Source organism: Pseudarthrobacter sp. B4EP4b (assembly GCF_006680095.1).
GTDB lineage: Bacteria > Actinomycetota > Actinomycetes > Actinomycetales > Micrococcaceae > Arthrobacter.
The window spans coordinates 58419-78568 of record NZ_VHIJ01000017.1 but is presented as its reverse complement, the minus strand read 5'-3'; the positions used below and the strand labels follow the sequence as shown (position 1 = coordinate 78568).

15 protein-coding genes are annotated in these 20150 nt (G+C 58.9%); 7 read left to right on the top strand and 8 right to left on the bottom strand.

Annotated elements, in window-relative coordinates:
* Positions 1-119 precede the first annotated feature (119 nt).
* Positions 120-2498: a GH25 family lysozyme gene (locus FNL14_RS06425; protein ID WP_142058608.1), complete on the top strand. Its 2379-nt coding sequence runs from the start codon at positions 120-122 to the stop codon at positions 2496-2498.
* Between the two features lie 105 nt (positions 2499-2603).
* On the opposite strand, the gene FNL14_RS06420 is transcribed toward FNL14_RS06425, so the two are convergent.
* On the bottom strand, positions 2604-3890 hold the full coding sequence (locus FNL14_RS06420; protein WP_142058606.1) for a hypothetical protein: 1287 nt from the start codon (positions 3888-3890) through the stop codon (positions 2604-2606).
* 158 nt (positions 3891-4048) lie between these two features.
* On the opposite strand from FNL14_RS06420, the gene FNL14_RS06415 reads away from it, so the two are divergent.
* Complete coding sequence (locus FNL14_RS06415) at positions 4049-4936, top strand: glycosyltransferase (protein ID WP_142058604.1); 888 nt, start codon at positions 4049-4051, stop codon at positions 4934-4936.
* Positions 4937-4997: 61 nt separating this feature from the next.
* Complete coding sequence (locus tag FNL14_RS06410) at positions 4998-6107, top strand: NAD(P)-dependent oxidoreductase (RefSeq protein WP_142058602.1); 1110 nt, start codon at positions 4998-5000, stop codon at positions 6105-6107.
* A gap of 101 nt (positions 6108-6208) precedes the next feature.
* Here the strand turns inward: FNL14_RS06410 and FNL14_RS06405 are convergent, their stop codons facing one another.
* The 5 genes from FNL14_RS06405 to rfbB all read right to left on the bottom strand — a co-directional run bounded on the left by FNL14_RS06405 (position 6209) and on the right by rfbB (position 11017).
* Entirely contained in the window at positions 6209-7333 is a 1125-nt protein-coding gene (locus FNL14_RS06405) for an acyltransferase (RefSeq protein ID WP_142058600.1), read from the bottom strand.
* A gap of 110 nt (positions 7334-7443) precedes the next feature.
* On the bottom strand, positions 7444-7791 hold the full coding sequence (locus FNL14_RS06400; RefSeq protein ID WP_091415585.1) for a DUF2304 domain-containing protein: 348 nt from the start codon (positions 7789-7791) through the stop codon (positions 7444-7446).
* Between the two features lie 32 nt (positions 7792-7823).
* A complete protein-coding gene (locus FNL14_RS06395; RefSeq protein WP_142058598.1) occupies positions 7824-8462 on the bottom strand; it encodes a glycosyltransferase family 2 protein in 639 nt (212 codons plus the stop codon).
* Positions 8463-8608: 146 nt separating this feature from the next.
* Positions 8609-10015 (bottom strand): bifunctional dTDP-4-dehydrorhamnose 3,5-epimerase family protein/NAD(P)-dependent oxidoreductase, encoded by a 1407-nt coding sequence (locus tag FNL14_RS06390; RefSeq protein WP_142058596.1) that lies wholly within the window; start codon positions 10013-10015, stop codon positions 8609-8611.
* Positions 10016-10018: 3 nt separating this feature from the next.
* Positions 10019-11017, bottom strand: a complete 999-nt coding sequence (gene rfbB / locus FNL14_RS06385; RefSeq protein ID WP_142058594.1) for a dTDP-glucose 4,6-dehydratase — start codon at positions 11015-11017, stop codon at positions 10019-10021.
* Positions 11018-11120: 103 nt separating this feature from the next.
* Between rfbB and rfbA the strand changes: the two genes are divergently transcribed.
* From rfbA to FNL14_RS06365, 4 genes are all read left to right on the top strand, one after another.
* On the top strand, positions 11121-11993 hold the full coding sequence (rfbA, locus tag FNL14_RS06380) for a glucose-1-phosphate thymidylyltransferase RfbA (RefSeq protein WP_142058592.1): 873 nt from the start codon (positions 11121-11123) through the stop codon (positions 11991-11993).
* Between the two features lie 18 nt (positions 11994-12011).
* A complete protein-coding gene (locus FNL14_RS06375) occupies positions 12012-13979 on the top strand; it encodes a DUF6541 family protein (protein WP_142058590.1) in 1968 nt (655 codons plus the stop codon).
* 307 nt (positions 13980-14286) lie between these two features.
* Positions 14287-16305 (top strand): hypothetical protein, encoded by a 2019-nt coding sequence (locus FNL14_RS06370; RefSeq protein WP_142058588.1) that lies wholly within the window; start codon positions 14287-14289, stop codon positions 16303-16305.
* Between the two features lie 73 nt (positions 16306-16378).
* Positions 16379-17509 (top strand): polysaccharide pyruvyl transferase family protein, encoded by a 1131-nt coding sequence (locus FNL14_RS06365; protein WP_142058586.1) that lies wholly within the window; start codon positions 16379-16381, stop codon positions 17507-17509.
* Positions 17510-17591: 82 nt separating this feature from the next.
* Here FNL14_RS06365 and FNL14_RS06360 read toward each other — a convergent pair whose 3' ends face one another.
* Positions 17592-18494, bottom strand: a complete 903-nt coding sequence (locus FNL14_RS06360; protein WP_220126154.1) for a glycosyltransferase family 2 protein — start codon at positions 18492-18494, stop codon at positions 17592-17594.
* Complete coding sequence (locus FNL14_RS06355) at positions 18491-20125, bottom strand: glycosyltransferase (RefSeq protein WP_142058582.1); 1635 nt, start codon at positions 20123-20125, stop codon at positions 18491-18493. The genes FNL14_RS06360 and FNL14_RS06355 overlap by 4 nt, the downstream gene beginning before the upstream one ends.
* Positions 20126-20150 lie beyond the last annotated feature (25 nt).

Genomic DNA, 20150 nt, shown 5'->3' with positions numbered 1-20150 from the left:
CCCTCCCCCAGGAGTCCGTCGCCCCTGTAACGCCATCCACACCATCGGCCTCAGCCGTTCCAGGAACCCCCATTGCGTCTGTTCCCGCCAGCCCCGCACCAACCGCCAGCGACTCACCGTTGCAGGACGACATCCTGACCAGACTGAAGGAAGCCCAGGGCGCCAACGGCGCACACATGGGACAGGGACTGGAGAAGCTGGCAAGACAATCTGCTCCCGACAGACTCTCAGCCGAGGCCACCTACATGCCCCCCGGCATCCAGGGACTGGATGTCAGCAGCCACCAGGGCGCGGTGGATTGGCAGCAGCAACGGAACATGGGGGCTCAGTTCGCATACGTCAAGGCCACGGAGGCCACGACCTATCTGAATCCTCAGTTCGCCGGACAGTACAACGGTGCCCGGAATGCAGGAATGATCCGCGGAGCCTACCACTTTGCCATCCCCAACGTCTCGTCCGGCGCCGCTCAGGCAGCCTACTTTGTCAGAAATGGTGGTGCCTGGAGCGGGGACGGCTGGACGCTGCCTCCACTTCTCGACATCGAATACAATCCTTATTCATCGCTTGGCAACACCTGCTACAACATGTCAGCAAGCGACATGATCCTTTGGATCGCGGACTTCTCGAACAACGTCTATGCCCTGACCGGGCGGTATCCCGCGATCTACACCACAACCGACTGGTGGACGCAATGCACAGGAAACACGCCAGCATTCCGTAACCAGCCCCTGCACATCGCTTCCTACCGCACCGTGAGCCCCGGGACACTGCCCGCGGGATGGGCGAAGTACGACATCTGGCAATACAGCAGCCTGGGTCCCTTTGTCGGGGACTCGAACGTATTCAGCGGAAGCTACGCAGAACTGCAGGCCCTGGCGTCGGGATTCGACCCAATTCTCCAGAAATATGGAGAAATGGGCGGGGCATCCAGCCGACTCGGTACCCAGACTCTGCCTCTATATTGCGGTCTCGTGAATGGAGGTTGCTATCGCCAATATAAGGGCGGCCAAATTCTCTGGAACAGTGCAACCGGCGCAAAAGCGGTGTACTTCAGTGGTATCGGCGGAACCTGGCGTGAGTGGGGAGGTGTTGACGGTCGCCTCAGATATCCGATTTCGGATGAGTCGTGTTCCACCAATGCGTGCTCTCAGAACTTTCAAGGCGGCTCCGTTTACTGGTCCACCTCTACAAATGCAACGGCTGTCTTCACTGGCGGCATCGGCGCACGTTGGAGTGCGATGGGTGGCACTAGTGGCGTCCTCGGTTTCCCAACTGGAAGCGAGACATGCGGCCCGAGTGCGTGCAGTCAGACGTTCCAAGGGGGGAAAATCCTTTGGACGGCCGCGTCGGGATCGTGGGCGATCATCCCAGGCAACGTGAGCGCGGCGTGGACCGCGCTTGGTGCGGAAAATGGCAGGCTGGGCTACCCAGTTGACAACCAGAACTGCACGACCCAGCAATGCACTCAGGCTTTCCAGGGTGGAACGATGGTCTGGACCCAGTCGACCGGCGCTTACCCCGTTTGGTGGACGAGTATTGGATCGACTTGGCAAACCCAGGGCGGTCTCTCCGGAGCGCTCGGCGCGCCCTTGGCACAAGAGACCTGTCAGGTCTCTACGTGCCGTCAAACGTTTGTTAATGGGGAGATTTTTTGGGCCTCCGCTACGGGCGCCCAGGTCGTGAGAAGTGGAGCCATCTCCAAAAAATGGAAGGAAGTCCAAGCAGAATCGGGCCGCTACGGCGCTCCGACGGGCGGCACCCAATTCTGCGGTGGATCAGAATGTTTCCAGCGCTTTGTTGGCGGCACGATTCTCAAGGATCCGACCAACAGCAACCCTGCGTTCGGGGTTCTGACCGCAACGGGAATTGGCGCCTTGTGGACTAGCATGGGCGGTCAGCAAACACGTCTCGGATACCCAACCTCGGACGAGTTCTGCCTGGTTAGCAGCTGCCAACAAACTTTCCGTGGTGGCACCATTTACTGGACCCCGGCAACTGGACAATGGGCGGTCTACAACGGTGCAATAGGGGCGCTTTGGCGCATGCAAGGTGCCGAAAAGGCTCGGCTCGGGTACCCCATCAGCAATGAAACCTGCGGCGCCGACTCATGCCGTCAAAGCTTCGAAGGCGGAGTTGTTCTGTGGACAGAGACCACAGGCGCGGCAGCCGTCTATTCCGGTGGCATAGGCTCTTTGTGGAAGTCGCTCGGCTCAGAAGGCGGACGTCTTGGCTACCCAACTACAACTGAAACGTGCGGCGCAACGTCTTGCACGCAAACCTTTGTCGGAGGCGAAATCCTGTGGGCTTCGGGCGTTGGCATGGGCGCCGTGTACAACAGCGGCATTGGCGGCCTGTGGCGTGCCAACGGCGCGCAAACCGGGTTCTTTGGCTTCCCGACAAACAGCGAAACCTGCAGTGCCACTGAATGTTGGCAAAACTTCAAGGGCGGCTCCATCACTTGGAGTCCTGCCGCCGGTTACACCATCAGGCGGTACTAGGCGGCGGGAACGCAAACAACCTGTTAATAAAGTGCGGGCCCACTCCAACGGAGTGGGCCCGCACTTTTGCTGTGAACCGTCTTGCCTGGAACCTGCCCGCGTCTTCTAGGAAGAAGCACCCACGGGCTGTGACCGCGATAACGAGAGCGTGTGGGTGACTACGCCAAGCAGTGGACCGGCAAGCAAGGACAGCACGGCACGCACGTCGGCATCCAGTGGCAATACCAGGACCAGCAGCGATACAGCGCTGGCGACCAGCCAACCGGTTGACGATACATGGTGCCTGTTCAACGCAACGCACATGCCGCCAGTAAGCGTAAGCAACGCAAGCACCGCCGCAGCCACTGTCAGACCCGCCAGCACCCACGGCGCGACGTGGTAGTCGGAACCAAACAGCAGCACCATCAGCCAGGGACCAATGAAATAGGCTGCCGCGGCCCCGACAGCTGCAACGCCGGCGATGGCGAGGGCGATGGGCTGAAGCGCTGCCAGCCCCCGGCTCCTATGCCTGACGAAATGCGCGATAGCCACGTTTTGGAACGTCCCCAAGGGCACCATGAGCGGAGCCCTCGTCAGGAGAATTGCTAGGAGCAGGGGCGCTGACGCAAGGTAGACATCCTCGGGCGTCGTGATTCTGTAGAGAACCGGAAAGCCCACCACAAGCGTCGCACTGGCAGACGTGGAAACGCTGGCGTGGCCTACCTTCCGGGCAAACTCCCACACGGGTACATCCAAGGGCTGCCGAAAGGCGGCACGCAACTTCGGACTGAACAAGGAGACAATTGCCCAGGCACAGGCTCCCGCAGCCGCGGCAGCGGCAAGGCCTGCAGTGGACCCGGCAATTATTCCGACGAGCAGCACCAGCAGAAGCCTAAAACAGGATTCGGATGCCACGAGTGCGGAAAAATTACCCCAGAGATGACGTCCGCTGAGAATGCCGGCTAAAGCGGCGTGGACAGAAAATGCAATACATGCCCCTGCAAGGACCAGAACAAGGGCAAGCCAGTTCGGCCCCAGGACCGCCGGGCCCCACAACATTGACGACAGCACGATGAGGACTGCCAGGGTTCCTGAGAGACTGAGGACAACGAAGAACAGCGGCACGGATTTCTGATGTTCCGACCCAGACCGTTGAGGTGCCGGATCAGCAGTATGAGCTGTCACGTAACGCAGGATTTCTGTCTGCAGGCCGCCCAGTATCCCGAAGAGGAGGAAGAGAGCAGACCAGAATGCCAGGAATTCCGCGTTGTCAGCCTTGTTCAAAACTCTGGGCACGAACCAGATGACAAGGTAGCCTGCAGCCGCCGATGCCAGGGAAGCGAGCCCTACCGACGCGGCCTGACGTCCGGCTATCGTTGACTTTTGTGAGGAGTTGCCCTCGATGCGGGTCATCCGTTGACCATTTGTGCCAAAGGGTGCAATTTCCGGCTAACTAGGGAAGTCATGGCAACATATTAGTGTTGGAGACGGGCCCGCACTCAATCGCCGCCGCCGTCCTGGCACCTCTGCATGAGCTCTGGAGAGCTCCCGCCATACTGGGAAGTTGGAAAATGCCGCTCGATATCTTTGTCCCCTACTGGGGCGATCCGGCCTTGCTCAAAGAGACAGTGGCCAGCGTCCTGGCCCAGGAAAATCCGGACTGGCTCCTTACCGTCATCGACGACTGCTACCCCGATCCAACGGTCCGCGAATACTTCGCAACCATTGACGACGAACGGGTCACGTACAAGCGCAACGAAACCAATAAGGGGATCACCGAAAACTACCGGACCTGCGTCAGTCAGGCGTCGGAGGAACTCATGGTCATCCTCGGCTGCGACGACGTACTGCTGCCGAACTACGTCGATGTTGTTCTCAGGGCACACGCCGATTTTCCCGATGCTTCAGTGATACAGCCCGGTGTCCAGGTCATCGACGAGACTGGACGGGTGGTGCGGTCGCTTGCCGATTCCGTGAAACGAAAGTTCGTGGGCCCGAAGACCACGTCACCGACAGTACTGGCCGGCGAACCCCTGGCAGTGAGCCTGCTGGGAGGAAACTGGCTGTATTGGCCGTCGCTGGCATTCCGTACGGACGCTATCCGTCAGGTCAACTTCCGGGACGGGCTCCCCATTGTCCAGGATCTGGCGCTGGTGATGGACATGGTGCTCCAAGGTGCCTCACTCGTCCATGTACCGACACTGGCTTTTTCCTACAGGCGCCACTCCGAGAGCGCTTCGGCCGCTACATTGTCGGACGGTACCCGCTTCGCCGGAGACCGTGAATATGCACGGATTGCCGAGGGGCTCTGCCGTGACAAGGGTTGGAACAAGGCAGCCGCAGCGGCAAGGATCCGATGGACCTCACGGCTTCACGCACTCACTCTGTTGCCAGCCGCTGTATTCTCCCGCAACACAAAGGCGATCAGGGCAACTGCCAGGCACGCCTTCGGCTCCTGACCCGCAGCTATCCTGTGAGAAACTGGACGCTGAAGATGTCCGCCCCAGAAAGGCTTTACCTGTGACCCAGCCATCGTCCACGAATACGTCTCCCGCCAACCGGGGTACTGTCCTCGTCACAGGAGGTGCCGGATTCATCGGATGTGCCATCTCTTCTGCACTGGTGGCGTCCTTTGACAGGGTCGTCGCGTTGGACAACTTGCATCCGCAGATTCATTCCGGCCAAACCCGGCCGGCGGAGCTTGACCCGGGCGTGGAGCTGATTGTTGCAGACATCACTGACGCAAAAACCTGGGATGACGTACTCCCGGCCGTGGCCCCCGACGTCGTTATACACCTTGCGGCTGAAACGGGCACAGGCCAGTCCCTTGAAGAATCCACGCGCCATGCCATGGTCAACGTCGTGGGAACAACCCAGATGCTTGACGGGCTCAACCGCAGCGGGAAACTGCCGCGGCGAATCGTTCTTACCAGCAGCAGGGCGGTATACGGCGAAGGCGCGTGGAAGTCCGACATCGATGGACACGTGTTCTATCCGGGCCAGCGTTCGAATGAAATATTGTCCCGCTCTCAGTGGGACTTCCCCGATGCCCACCCCGTCGCGATGTCGGCCGCCGCTGTTGCACCCGCTCCTGTCAGCGTTTACGGGTCCACCAAGCTTGCCCAGGAGAACATCCTGGAGTCCTGGTCGAAATCGTATGGAGTGGAAGCTGCTGTCCTGCGTCTCCAGAATGTCTACGGGCCCGGCCAGTCCCTGATCAACCCCTACACCGGCATCATGTCCCTTTTCTGCCGCATGGCCAAGGCCGGCAAGTCCATCCCGTTGTATGAAGACGGTGAAGTCCGTCGCGACTTCGTTTTGATCGATGATGTTGCGGCTGCAGTTGTTGCCGCAGCGGTGGCTGAAAAGGCACATGATGGAGCACTGGACATAGGTTCCGGAGAGTTCCAGACCATCCGGACCGCCGCTGAAATTATCAGCCGCTACTATGGAGCCCCCGAACCCCACGTGACGGGGCAGTTCCGTCAAGGGGACGTCCGGCACGCCTGGGCCGATGTCGAGCCCGCAAAGGCTGAGCTTCCGTGGGAGCCACGCTACAACCTTGAAGCCGGCATTTCCCGCCTTGCCGAGTGGATTGACGGACGGTTGCCGGCGGAAGCTGCCCTCTAGTCCGGCAGGATCGGCAAACAGCGGGAGTGGGCTACGGCCACGCTCCCGCTGTTTTTGTTTGTAGTGTCAATTCGGCCGAGTGGGCGGAAGAACAGCAAAGATCAGGCTTTGCTTACCGCCGCCGCCTCAGATTCCGGCTGCGCCTGCGGCCCTGCAGCCTGCGACTGGTCTCCCGCTCCGGTTGCAGGTGCTGCGCCCCCTACGGCCGCCGGAACCGGTGAGGTCTGGCGCCGGCGGCGAACGGCCCGCATGACAGGTCGCTCAACAAGAAGCCAGCTTGCGAGAGCGAGTACGAGCGTTCCGGCCCCGGACGAGAGGATGTAGACAGCCATTCCCCGGTTATGCACGCCGTAGAGCGCGAGAAGTTGTTGTACTGGCCAAGCGTAGATATAGAAGCCATAAGAAACATCATGAACGCGAATCAGCCGCGGCGACGGCAGCACGGACGAGACCCATAGCAAGCCGTAAGCAATAAGCGGAGCGGCAAGTTGACCGCCCCAGGTGGGAACGAGGACAACGCAGAACACGGCTCCAAAGATCGACCCAATGCCGGCCGCCCAGTGCAGTCCGATCCATTTGGAGACTGCCTGGATGACTGCACCGCCCAGGAAGAAAGGCAGCAACTTCGCCAGCAGGGCGAAGTTGGTGTCGGCGAGCAAAGGCGTGATCGCAGGCATATTGGCGTAGACAATCACGCTCACAGCAAAAGCCAGCGCCAGGGGCAATGGCGAACGCCGCACCCAGGCGATTCCCCCGATTGCCGCAATGACCAGATAACAGAGGAATTCGTAATAAAGGCTCCACAACGATCCGTTCCAGGAGCCAGCGAAGGGAACAACGGCGGGCGTGAAGGCAACGTCGTAATTTTTCATCTCGAGGAACAAGTTCGAAAACACGAACCTGAGAGGAGTGGTCTCGGTTGTCCAGTAACCGGCCAGTGTTCCGTTCTGGTGCACATAACCAAGCGGCGCGAATGCAGCGACAGTCACCACGAGGCAAACAAGGAACGCCGGGTAGATGCGTGCCACTCGATGGACCAGATATTCTCCCAGCCCGTTCGTAAAGCGGCTACCAGTGATGAGGAACCCGCTGAGCGCAAAGAATCCGGCAACGGCCCAACCACCGAGGTTTTCGCCCCGGACGTGGGGCCCCTCCCCCGCTCCGGCAAGGTAGAAACTGTGGGCGAAGAGCACCAGCGCTGCGAGACCCAAGCGGATCATGTTCATGCTGTTGTTTCTTGGGTCAAGCGCTTTCCCGAACCGGGGGCGTGGCCTCGACTGCCCGGCGCGTGATCCTCCGCTTCCGGCCTGGGTGGATACGCTACCGGCCTGCCTCACTAGACAAGCTCCCCCGGCTTGGGCGCCTCATCGATCGCGATACGCCGCGACAGCTTCGTCAGTGCATTTTCAGCATGCCGGAAGCGCTGGTACGTCGTCGCCATAAAGACGAACAATGAAACAACAGCACCATAGAGAACGAGGTCTGTGCCGCGACCGATGCCCAGGAATAGCGCCACCCGGGTGAGTGCGTCCGGGAAGAAAACGGACAGCGCCGCGACTACCGCGAAGATCATTAGAAGCATGCGTCGAACGGCAAGGTGCCTGGCGTTGGATCCGCCGCGCATCAGAGCGAGCGAAACCACCATGACGGCAACAACGAGAACAAGTTGAACAATGATTAACAAACTGGCACCTTGGGCTTGTATACGAAGAGGGTCTACTTAAAGAACAGCTCGGCCACGATGTTGACTGAGTTCAACAGGGATTGACCCTTGGCCTTGGAATAGTCGGTGTAGATGATTTCCACGGGGTGCTCAGCGTAGTTCGGCTTGAGCTTGGCCAACTGATTCACGAGTTCAGATGCGTGGGCCATGCGGTTCTGCGTCAGATGAATGTTGGAGGCAACATAGCGGTTGAATGCCCGTAGCCCGTTGTGGGCGTCAGTCAGGTTCAGGCCAGTCGCCATTCGTGATTGGATCGCCGCCGTCTTGAGGACCAGGCGCTTTGCTGCTGAAAGCTGGGTGCGGTCGTCCAGGAAGCGCGAGCCAAGAATGATGTCCGCTTCGCCGGCCCGCACCCGGTCAACCATGGCCTTGGCATCGTCCACCCGGTGCTGCCCGTCGGCGTCGAAAGTGACGATACAATCCAGTTCCGGATCCTGTAGTGCAAACTCGATCCCCGTCTGCAGGGCAGCACCTTGGCCGAGATTGATCGGATGCTGAACCACAACTGCGCCTGCAGCCCGCGCCTGCTCCTGTGATCCGTCGGTGCTCCCGTCGTCGACGCAGACTACGTAAGGAAACTGCTTTCGCAGCCCCTCGACGACCGAACCTACGACAGTAGCTTCGTTGTACATGGGAATTACGATCCAGGTGCGACTCACGGGTTCAATTGTTGCATATGGGGAGGCCTGGATACGGCGCGCGGCATCCTCCGGGGACGGTTCGCACGGTGGTTTCCGCCCGAGGCGAGGACTTTGTGCGGGCGCGCGACCCGTGCACGCTACCTAAGGTATTCCAGCATCCTACTAGCGGAATCTGCCGGCTTGAAGCCTGTCGCCTTGATCTTCGCGAGATCCAGGACGCTGTTCAGCGGCCTCGGCGCTGCCGTCTTGCCCCTGAAATACTCTTCAGTGGAAACGCCGGTGACGTCTTCACGGCTTGCTCCCGACAACTCATAGACATCCGCGGCAATGTCGGCCCAGGACTGCGGACCGCCGTCGCTCGAGAGGTTGTACGTGCCGTAGGGTGCTGCTGTCATGAGCAAGTGCTGAATACCAGCCGCAATGTCCTCGGTGAAGCTAAGCCGCCCGACCTGATCGTTGACAACAGAAGGCTTGATACCTCGCGAGGCAAGAGAGGCCATGGTCCGGACAAAATTGGAACCCTCTCCAATGACCCAGCTGGTTCGCACTATGTAATGCCGTGGGACTGCGCTCACAATGGCATCGCCGGCCGCCTTCGTCTGCCCGTAGACACCCAGCGGCGAGAATTCCTCTGTTTCATCATGGATGTCCCGCGAACCGTCAAAAACATAGTCCGAGGAGACATGGACTAGCGTCAGCTGATGCTCGACGGCGGTCCTCGCCAGGCGGGCCACCGCCGTTACGTTGTTGGCCCAGGCCGCTGCCCGGCCTTCCGCGGTTTCCGCGGCGTCCACGGCGGTATAGGCCGCTGCATTGATGATTGCTGAGTAGTTCTTCCAGTTGCGGTTGGAGAAAGCCTCGACATCGGTGATGTCGAACTCACCGCGCCCGGCAAACTCAACGGACGCATCGCCGTCGTACAGCCCGCGCAACGCCTTGCCGAGCTGCCCGTCCGCACCGACCACCAGGATCTTCTTCGGCGGCATGGGCACAACCTCCGCCAGTCGGGGATGGGCCTTGTCCTTGTCAGAGAGCTCTGCGTCCTGCAGAGGGATAGGCCACTGGATCGCGGCTGACTCGTCGGCAAGGTTCAGGAACGTGTATTGACCTTGGGCATCTGCCGACCAGTGGTCATTAACCAAGTAGGTGTACGCCGTGTTGTCTTCCAAGGTCTGGAAGGCATTTCCAACGCCCCGCGGAATGAAAATTGCCTGGCTTGGGTCCATTTCGGCGGTAAATACAGTCCCGAATGTGGCGCCCTCCCGAAGATCGACCCAGGCGCCGAAAATCCTGCCCGTGGCTACGGAAATGAACTTGTCCCAGGGCTCGGCGTGGATGCCACGCGTGGTGCCGGCTTTCTCATTGAAGGAAATGTTGTTCTGTACCGGGCTGAAATCCGGCAGGCCAAGGGCAACCATTTTTTCACGCTGCCAATTTTCCTTGAACCAGCCGCGGTTATCCCCATGGACCGGAAGATCGTAGAGGACGACGCCGGGGATCGGCGTTTCGTGGGCAACTAACTTCTTCGAAAACTCGATCGACATCTTCTACTGGCCCTGTTCTTTGTACTTGGCTTCCGTGGCGGCTTTCTGGGGCCGCCACCAGTCTTCGTTGTCCCGGTACCAGGCAATGGTGTCCTCGATGCCTTCATCGAAGTTGGAGAACTGTGGCTCCCAGCCCAGCTCGTCACGCAGCTTGGTGGAGTCGATGGCGTAGCGCAGGTCGTGACCGGGCCTGTCCACCACATGGTCGTACGCGTCCGGGGACTCGCCCATGTGCTTGAGGATCAGTTCCACAACGTCCTTGTTGTTCTTCTCACCGTCGGCACCAATGAGATAGGTCTCACCGATCCTGCCTTTGGCGATGATCGCCAGTACCGCCGAGGAGTGGTCGTTGGCGTGGATCCAGTCCCGGACGTTCTCGCCCTTCCCATACAGCTTGGGCCGGATCCCGTCAATGACGTTAGTGATCTGCCGCGGGATGAACTTCTCCACGTGCTGGTACGGGCCGTAGTTGTTCGAGCAGTTGCTGATGGTCGCCTGCAGCCCGAAGGAGCGCACCCAGGCCCGGACCAGAAGATCGGAGCCGGCCTTCGTGGACGAGTACGGGCTGGAGGGGTTGTACGGCGTCTGCTCGGTAAACCGTTCCGGGTCATCGAGTTCCAGATCGCCGTAGACCTCGTCGGTGGAGATGTGGTGGAAGCGCTTGTTGTGCTTCCGGGCCGCCTCGATGAGCGTGTAGGTGCCGATGATGTTGGTGTCCAGGAACGGGCGCGGGTCGTGCAGCGAGTTGTCGTTATGCGATTCAGCGGCATAGTGCACCACAACATCAGCGTCAGCCACCAGACGGTCCACCAGTTCAGGATCGGCAATGTCTCCCTGGACAAACTCGAACCGCTCCCCCGGCAGGCCCGTCAAGGATCCCAGATTGCCCGCGTAAGTCAGCTTGTCCAACACGGTGACATGGTCCTCCGTGTGGTCGAGAACGTAGTGAACAAAATTGGAACCGATGAAGCCGGCACCGCCGGTGACAAGGAGTTTCTGCATTCACATAGCCTAACGTGCCGTAAGACGAGGCTTCAGTGGCCGCAGATCAAGCCAAAGCGTGCTGGTTTTGCTGGGGGTGTTGATGCAGGCAATGATAGATCCCATGCGTGGAATCATTCTGGCTGGCGGCACGGGCTCGCGGCTGCATCCCATTACCCTTGGCTCGAGCAAACAACTCGTCCCCGTCTACGACAAGCCGATGATTTACTACCCGCTCTCGACCCTGATCCTGGCCGGCATCAAAGATATTCTCATTATTACTACCCCCCACGATGCTGAACAGTTCCAACGGCTGCTGGGCGACGGCTGGCAGTTTGGCGTCAACATCACATACAAGCAGCAGCCAAGCCCGGACGGCCTGGCGCAGGCATTTATCCTGGGTGAAGAGCATATCGGCAGCGAACCGGTAGCCCTCGTACTGGGTGACAACATTTTTTATGGACAGGGCATGGGTACCCAGCTTCGCAGGTTCAAGGACATCGAGGGTGGTGCAGTCTTTGGTTATTGGGTGTCCGACCCGACGGCGTACGGCGTCGTGGAATTCGACGACGAGGGCAGGGCCATCTCGTTGGAAGAAAAGCCACTCAAGCCCCGAAGCCATTACGCCGTCCCTGGTCTCTACTTCTACGACAACGAAGTGTTAGAGATCGCCAAGACGCTCAAGCCCTCCCCACGCGGGGAACTTGAAATAACGGACGTCAACAGAACCTACCTCGAGCGGGGCAATCTCAAGGTAGAGATCCTCCCCCGCGGCACGGCATGGCTTGATACGGGAACCTTTGATTCCCTTAATGACGCCTCTAACTTCATCCGGACCGTCGAGCACAGGCAGGGGCTTAAGATTGGCGCTCCCGAAGAAATCGCCTGGCGTCTGGGTTTCCTCAGCGATGAAGAACTCCGCACGCGTGCTGAGCCATTGGTAAAGAGCGGGTACGGAAGGTACCTGCTGGAACTTCTGCGCAACGGCAACGGATAAGAACAGGTACTGCCTTACATGACCTGGTGGAACGCCCTGCCCATTTTCGTAGTCGCATTGGTGATCATGTTCGGACCCGGTGCCGCACTGGGGTACTTCATGGGAGCACGCCGCTTGGCTGTCCTTTGCCTTTCACCCCTGCTGACAACGGCCGTCTTCGGCGTCGCCGGAATAGCAGCCGGACTCGTCGGACTCTCCTGGAGTATCTTCCCCGTGTTGGTAACGACCGCGGTGAGTTCGGCAGTTGCCTGGTCGCTCCGGCGATTCGTTTTGAAGTCGGGACCGGTATCGCCGTGTCCCACCTCGATACAAGCCTGGGTAGGAGCTCTTGGCGGCGTCGCTGTCGGGGCTGTCCTCATAGGTCGACGACTTACCCAGGTCATAGGAAGCCCTGAAAACTTCGCACAGCGCTTTGACAACGTCTTCCATCTGAATGCAATTCAGTACATCCTCCAGACGGGCAACGCTTCATCGCTGACGTTGGGGAGCATGGCTGGGGCGGAGGGCGGCTCGGCCATCTACCCGGCGGCGTGGCACTCGGCCGCAGCGTTGATCGCACAACTTGGGGCTTCCGACGTCGTGGTTGCCGAGAACGTTCTGAACATTGTGGTTGCAGCAGTGATCTGGCCCTTGGGAATGGTGTTTCTCGTCCATCAGGTGATAGGCCCGAAACCCATCGCCCTTGCTGTTTCCGGTGTATTCAGCGCTGGTTTCGCCGCATTCCCCCTCGCGATCATGGACTTTGGGCCGCTGTATCCGAATTTGCTTGCCTATGCGCTTCTCCCCGCGTCGCTAGCGCTTGTAATTGCACTTTGCGGTCTTGGCCATGGTGGCAATATTGATAAACCTGCCCTATGGCTGAGCCTCACTGTTGCAATACCGGGCCTTGCCCTTTCCCAGACCAATGGATTGCTTTCCCTTATCGCCTTTGCCCTGCCTCTGGGAGTCTGGACGGCGTCCAGGGAGGTTGCCCGTGTGCACCGAACTGGTGGTTCGCGCCGACGGTACACCCTCGTGGCAGGCGTCACGGTGCTGGGCCTTCTTGGGTTCGCTCTGATCTGGAAGATCTTGAGGCCCCTCGCGGACTATGACAGCTGGGCCCCATTCACCACCCAGACCGCGGCCATCGGTGAAGTACTTCTCACCGCCCCGATGGGCCGGCCAGTACCGTGGGCGGTGTCAATTCTTGTTTTAATTGGGCTCCAGCAGGTTCTGAGCAACCCACGTCGGTTATGGATATTCCTTTGCTGGCTTGTGCCAGTCGTTTTGTACATAACCACAGCTTCTGCACCCAAGGGCCCTTGGCGAATGCTGCTGACGGGTGGATGGTACCAGGACAGCTATCGGTTGGCAGCGCTCTTGCCAATTTTTGCTGTCGTCCTAGCGTCCATCGGCGCCCTGTTAATCTGGGACTTCCTGTGCAAATCCGCTTCCCGGTTGCTGAACAGGAGCCCGTGGCGGAACCACGTGCGTGGAGGGCTGGCCGTTGCCGTCCTCGCCTTTGTCGCTGCAATGATCTTCGTCAGCCAGGCAGGAACTTTGACTGGCATCACCGCGGAGGCAAAACGGGCCTACGTCCTGGACGCTACGGCGCCAATCGTGGACTCGAATGAGTTGGCCCTCATCGAGCGTCTGCCCAGCGAAGTTCCGGAGGACGCCGTTATTGCCGTAAACCCGTGGAACGGGGGATCGCTAGCTTACGCACTGTCGGGACGTAAAGTCACGACCTACCACATGTTTTCAACTGATAATCCGGAACTCCGCCAGATTGATCGGGAAATTGGCTCTGCCCAGCAGGGGTCTGATGTCTGCCGGATAGCAGCACGCCGGCACATAGATTTCATCCTGGATTTTGGTTCGAGTTACCTGGCGAACTCAGCTGCTGCGGCAGATTATCCGGGCATCGTTGATGTCAGCTCACCGAATGCGAAAGTGATCGATAGTGAAGGTAATGCCCGTCTTCTTGCGGTGTCCGCATGTCTCTAAATAACGGTGTTCCGATGTTCCGTCGGTAGGCGAGGAGCAAAGGTACCGCGTTCGAGAACAAATATCCGTAAATGCTATGATTTTGTGCGGTACAACCCACTGGGGCACCACCCGTCGTCGCGACACTAGCGCCTCCGCGTTCCCTTTCTTTGGGCGTTTCACGCGGCGACGGGCCGGCCGGACGTTCCTTCCGCCGCTCGTCGCGCCACCGGTCCTCGGGCGCTGACGTATCACATTGCCCGGAATTGAACAGTATTCCGATTGCAAGGTTCTGAATCCTTAATCCCGTTTCCGTAATGGAGCTGACGTGCATCAGATTGAAGCGACAATTGAAGCATCGCCTCGCCGCGCGTTATCCAAAGGGTCGGAGTCTGTGAATAGTCGCAGGCTCCTTGGTTGGGCTGTGGGAGCCATACTGGCCGGGCTGGTGATATGGCTGGAAAAGGCCGCGCTGCTTCACGGCTGGTGGCTGCTTGGATTGACCGGCGCGAGCCTGCTCGCACTGCCGACATCCAGGCAACTTTCAAAGAGAATTGTGATTTCCGGGGCGGTGTTTTTCGGGGGCCTTCCTCTGATGTGGTGGATCCCACGTCCCGAATGGTTCCCCGGTTGGGGCCACTTGCTGCTGGCCGGTGCATTGGGTGTTCTGGCAAGTCAAGTCTCGTCGTCATCAAGCCCCAAGCGGGCGCTCGCCCGGTTAGTACCGACAGTAAGCAAAGCTGACTACCTGATATTGGTTTCCGCAGCGTTGGCGACCGCAGCCGTGGCTCCATATTTCGCTGTCACCACAGGGCAGCAGGCGCTGGCCCTGCTGCTGACGAGCTGGGACAATTCATCACATTTCAACATGTACAACATGCTCCGAATCCATGGAACTGTCATTCCAATGGCCGGGCTTTCAGATACAGGTCATATCTGGAGCTTCATTGAGTATCCTCAGGGGTTCCATGCGGCCATCGCCACAATGGCTGATCTGGCAGTAGGGAGCGAACGCTCCACACTGGCCAAGGAACTAGTTGCATACAGCAGGCTGAGCTCACTGGTCGCGGTAGCAGCGGCCATCATGGTCACGGCGGGGCTGACTTCGCTGCCGTGGATCCGAAAGCGCCCCTTAGTAAGCATGCCGTTTTTGGTTTTTGTGGGCACGGCGTGGTCCTTCGGAACGGCGGTACCCGCTACCTTTTTTGCGTTTCACAACTTTCTGCTCGGTGTAGCTCTTCTGGTTTGCCTCATGCTAACCACCACCTTTGAGGCCTCTCTGGCCAAACCGACGGTGTTTCTCACTGCATCAACGGCAGTGGTGGGGATCGCCGGAACGTGGTCATTATTGCTTTTGCTGGCTGCACCTGCATTGTTGCTTGGGCTGTTTCCCTGGGTCAAAGACCGCTGGAGAACAAGTCCAGCAGGTTGGTTGCTGAATGTAGGGACAGCACTCCTGGCTCTTGCGGGGCTCATACTCGTTGCCTGGCAAATCGGGCACATCGGAACCGGGGATGTAGTCACTGCGCTCGGAAAGATACAAAGTTCAACCCATGGAGTTGAAGCGGCGACTCTTCTCGTCACGGGGGGATCAGCCGTGCTTCTTGCCGGCGGAAGCTTCACTCGGTTTTTCGGCGGGACGGGAGCTGGACACGCTGCGGCGAGACTAATTCTCGTGCCAGCTGCAGGACTTTTCCTTGTAATCGGCTTCGGGGTATACCAAGTTATGACGTCGGGAGCAGTCACGTACTATTCGTTGAAACTAGCGTTGGCCGTAGAGCTTCTGTTACCCGTGGTGGCGTGCGTGACGATTACCTCGCTCGTAGATCGTTGGTTGACCTTTCATCCATACGTTCACCTGAGGGGCTTTACGTTGATGTCAGTGATGGTGAGCCTGGGATTGACTCAGGTCTTCGGGCTGACGATCCCGGACACTAAGGCGTTGGGCATCGATCCGGTGGCTCCGTACCAGAAGGCAATGACCGAAGTAGGGACGCGCACTGAGGCCACCGCTGCCGGTGCGGATGAACTGTACCGCGCAGCGGAGAACTACCAGGCATACCAGGGCGATTCGATCTTCATCACCGGTACGGACGAATTAGACCCCCTCCTGGCCGCCGCCTGGTACTTGTCCCTGACTGGAACGCACAATCAGGAAACGAACGAACTTATTGGTGGGCTTCGCTACCTCTACAACGGATACAGCGGCAATCTCGTGACCTCTGCGCAGGATATTCTAGGAGCGAATCCAGAAGTGAAAATTGTCCTGGCTCCTTCACTTCGTTCTTTCCTCGCGTCACAAGGCATGTCAGATTCTCGGCTGGAGCGGGTCCTGAGCACAAATTAGCAACTGACGATTGCCCCCATCGTCATCCCAGGACATCAGGGGAGGGTTATCCACACGCTGTTAAGCTGGACCGATGAGTGAAAGCCTCTACCTGGTTGCCTCCGGCGGACATCCGAACTACGGCGACGAGCTGATCATCGCATCCTGGCTCAGATTACTATCCCAGGTGCGGCCCCACGCGACTGTTTGGCTGGACAGTCCTCAGCCCGGCAATGCCAGCTCCCTCTTCAGCGATATTCATTCGGGTTTCAGGTCAACGGACACCCTCTGGAGATCATGCCGTGAAGCGCCGGACCAGTCAGCGGACGGCGTCTGGGACTATGTCGAGAATCTAGTCTCGGACGGCGGCAGCCCGATGTACGACGCGGGGCTGGAGACACTTGGAACTGCAAGTTCATTGCATCTGCTCGGCGGCGGCTACATCAACGGTGTTTGGCCGGATCATGTTGGCCTCGTCGCGGGTCTCCTCGCGGCACGCAAGCTGAACGGTGGAAGGCTGTTCGGCACGGGGCTGGGGCTGCTACCTCTTCCCGGTATCCGGGTCCGGCTGAAGAACGCATTCGACAGCTTTTACAGCGTAAGTGTGCGCGACCAGGGAAGCGCCGAAGAGCTCGGAATCGGGCTTGGTCTGGATGACGCGTTCCTTGGGCTGCCCTATGAACTTAAGCGTAGTCGGTCAGGGGTCGCGCAATCCAAGGCCAAGGATGTAATGCTGTGCATCCAGAGCGACATGACTGAAGAGGATACCTTCGAGAAGCTTGAACGAAAGCTTCGATTGGTCATTAAACGAGCCATCGTGAAGGGGTTAACCGTAGGATACGTGGAGGCGATCCCCGAATCTGACCGGCGCATGTTTGACGCCCTGAGTGACCTGATACCCGACGCTAACTTCGTTCCGTTTTTAAGCGTATGGAACCACGGGCTTCCCGTTCGCCATGGGCAACAGTGGTACACCACACGCTTCCACCCGCATCTCGTGGCAGCCGCGGCAGGAGCAACCGGCGTGGCTGTAGGAATCAAGGATGGCTACTACGACATAAAGCATCAATCGCTGCTTGATTTGGGGACCGGCTGGACCTATTCCAGGGCTTCGCTGGACGACGATCTGCCGGAGCCCACGGGAAATGATTTCTTTGCATCCTCCTCGCTGGAGTTCACCGCCCGCAAACGTGCCGAGGCGCTTTCCCTCTATCCGCTGTGCTGAATTCGCAGGATGTTAAAGCACAAGCAGCCGCCCTCCAGATCTTTCGGCCAGGACAATGCGGCTGCTCGTGTCGAAAACAAAATTAGGCGACGCTGCGGACCTTTTTCGGAGCAGGGTTGAATTTCACGCCTTCGAGAATTTTCTTGGCGACACCGAGCTGAAGGCGGCGCCCCACGCGACCACGCCGCATCCAGACGTACGTGCTGACAACAAACCGAAGCCAGTCCAGCTTGTTGTCGTGGTGCCATCGATATGACGACTCGTTGCGGGCACCGTAATAGAATTTCCAGGCGTTGCTGCCGTTAAGATCACCAAAGTTGACGCCACGGTTGTCGGGCATGTCATGCACGACGACGCTGTCCAGCACCTGGACTCCCGGGCCTTCTGCGCTGATTCGCAGTGTGTATTCCATGTCGTCAAACCAGATAAAGTACTCGACCAAAGGCAGGCCGTACCTTGCGATCGACCGCCGGGGAATTAGGACGGAAACAAACGAACAGTTAGTGATAACTACCGAGTTCTGGCCTTTGGCGATCAAACGGCCCCAGTCCCAGGCAGTACCCGGATTGTTCATCTCACAAATGGACCCGTCGGTGTATCGGACCAAGGAGCAGCTGTACGGAACAGGGCGTCCCAGTTCGTCCTCCGCAGCGGAGTGGCCCGCCAACAGGGTCTCGAGCGCCGTTTTCTCCGTGTAGCAGTCATCATCCATAATCCAGACCCAGTCAGCACCGCGTTCGTAGGCCCTTTCCATGCCTGCCGCGAAGCCTCCTGCTCCGCCGGTGTTGGTCTCAAGCCGGAGAATCTCCAACCTGGGATCGTCCTGATAAACATTCAGGAGTTTGGATGTGGAATCAGTACTGGCATTATCCACTACGATCAGCAGGTCAATGCTGCGCGACTGGGCCAGGATTGAGTCCAGCACCCGGCCAAGCTTGTCGACCCTATTGTAAGTTACAACTACCGCCGCAACTTTGTCGGTCATGCTTTCCATCCTTCGTAGAGCTCTCTGGTCCACCCGCGTGCGTCCGGGAACTGCTTCAATACTTTGATCTTTTCCTGCTGTTCGGCGATGATGTCCATCCGCAAATCCTCGGAGGACATTATGTCTTGCGTGACCTTGACGGCCTCACTGATGAAGGCGAACGGTTGACGGGGAAGCAACGCCCGGCTGGCTACGAGCGACGCCTGCGATCCAACATCTGTCGACAAGACGGCGACATTCATTGCCGTGGCCTCAAATGTAGTGAGCGTGAGCCCTTCGTTATCCGACGAAACGACCAATAGGTCGGCTTCAGCAAGCGTGTCAGTGACTGGCTGCGGTGGACGGCGAAGTTCAACGTTGCCCGCCAAGCCGTAGTGGTTGACAAGCTTCTGCGTCTCTTCCGAGAGGGCGCCATCACCGTGAACGATGAACTTCACATCGCTTGGGGCGGCTCTTTTCAGCGCCGCAGCGTAGCGCAGGAAAAGGTAAGGACGTTTCTGCTGGCTCAGTCTCCCCACGAAGGCGACGGTAAAAGGCCGGTTGGTCTCCTTGGCGTGGGGTGCAATGTCCGATACCAGCTCGTCAGACAGTCCATATAACGGCGCAAGGGCGACCCGGCTCTTCGGCACGTCCCGGAGCAGTGTCAGGTAATCCCGGAGCTGTGGCGAGATCACGTGATGCACATCAACCGTGTTTGAGAGTTTCACAGACACTTCGACGAACCCGCCAGTGCGCCATTCCAGAATGTGCAGCGTGTCCGCGATCTGGATTGAAGGGTCGACTGCTTTGAACCAAGCCAAACGGTGGTAGAGCCAGTTGTTGTGGTGGACGTGGATCCCATGCACGGCAAACTCGGACAGCAAGGTCAGGAGCAGCTCTGCTTCTTCGCCGGGGAGCAAGGGGAAGCTCAAGGGCAGGACGACTGCTCCGTCAAGTTCCGGTTGGACGATCCAGGGATGCGACGAATCTTTATCCGTCAATACGATCGGGGTGAAGCCGGCTTCCTTGGCAAGTGCTATGGATTCCAATGCCCAACGCTCGGCACCTCCCATCTCGAGCCAATGCAAGCCAAAAATAATTGCTGCCGGCCTCCCGGGTCCTCGGCTCCCGACTGCCGAGGACGTTTCGGTAGGTGCCACAATGCGCGGGTGACGACGCTTCGGCACGATGTGTTTCTCATATACGTCTGTGAGGCCCTGCCGCAAAGCGTCGAAGACCACTGGAGCGCCGAACCGCACTCGCTTAAAGACTTTCCCCTTGAGCCCTGCGCGGTCGTAATAGCTTGTTCCGCCTTCCGAGCCTTCGCCACCCAAGTCAATGACAAGCGGTAGGACGCCCTGCGGGCGTGCGGCTTCCGCTTTGACGGTGCTTCGCACGGACAAGGAGCAGATGGCGGATCGGCCTGACTTCCATTCCAAGCGATGGCAGGCTTCGTCTGTCAGGCTCGGAAACTCTCCCTCGGGTGCCCGAAGTACCACGACTTTGAACTCACGCCCGGGATGAACCAGGGAGTGGTAGTTCAAGGCGCCGGCAAGGAGCCCAAGCTCCCGTTCATTCAACCTTCCACCGTGACCAGTGAGGCCGCTCTCCCCGTCGTCGATAACGTCGAAAAGCTTTTGTGCTCGTGTCATGGGCCCTTCCGGTATCACCGAATCC

What these genes read in the sequence shown, in the direction of transcription:
- FNL14_RS06415 (WP_142058604.1), top strand. Translation starts at nt 4,049, where the DNA reads ATGCCGCTCGATATCTTTGTCCCCTACTGGGGCGATCCGGCCTTGCTC.
- FNL14_RS06420 (WP_142058606.1), bottom strand. Translation starts at nt 3,890, where the DNA reads ATGACCCGCATCGAGGGCAACTCCTCACAAAAGTCAACGATAGCCGGA.
- FNL14_RS06360 (WP_220126154.1), bottom strand. Translation starts at nt 18,494, where the DNA reads ATGACCGACAAAGTTGCGGCGGTAGTTGTAACTTACAATAGGGTCGAC.
- FNL14_RS06365 (WP_142058586.1), top strand. Translation starts at nt 16,379, where the DNA reads ATGAGTGAAAGCCTCTACCTGGTTGCCTCCGGCGGACATCCGAACTAC.
- FNL14_RS06395 (WP_142058598.1), bottom strand. Translation starts at nt 8,462, where the DNA reads ATGTACAACGAAGCTACTGTCGTAGGTTCGGTCGTCGAGGGGCTGCGA.
- rfbB (WP_142058594.1), bottom strand. Translation starts at nt 11,017, where the DNA reads ATGCAGAAACTCCTTGTCACCGGCGGTGCCGGCTTCATCGGTTCCAAT.
- FNL14_RS06375 (WP_142058590.1), top strand. Translation starts at nt 12,012, where the DNA reads ATGACCTGGTGGAACGCCCTGCCCATTTTCGTAGTCGCATTGGTGATC.
- rfbA (WP_142058592.1), top strand. Translation starts at nt 11,121, where the DNA reads ATGCGTGGAATCATTCTGGCTGGCGGCACGGGCTCGCGGCTGCATCCC.
- FNL14_RS06405 (WP_142058600.1), bottom strand. Translation starts at nt 7,333, where the DNA reads ATGAACATGATCCGCTTGGGTCTCGCAGCGCTGGTGCTCTTCGCCCAC.
- FNL14_RS06355 (WP_142058582.1), bottom strand. Translation starts at nt 20,125, where the DNA reads ATGACACGAGCACAAAAGCTTTTCGACGTTATCGACGACGGGGAGAGC.
- FNL14_RS06390 (WP_142058596.1), bottom strand. Translation starts at nt 10,015, where the DNA reads ATGTCGATCGAGTTTTCGAAGAAGTTAGTTGCCCACGAAACGCCGATC.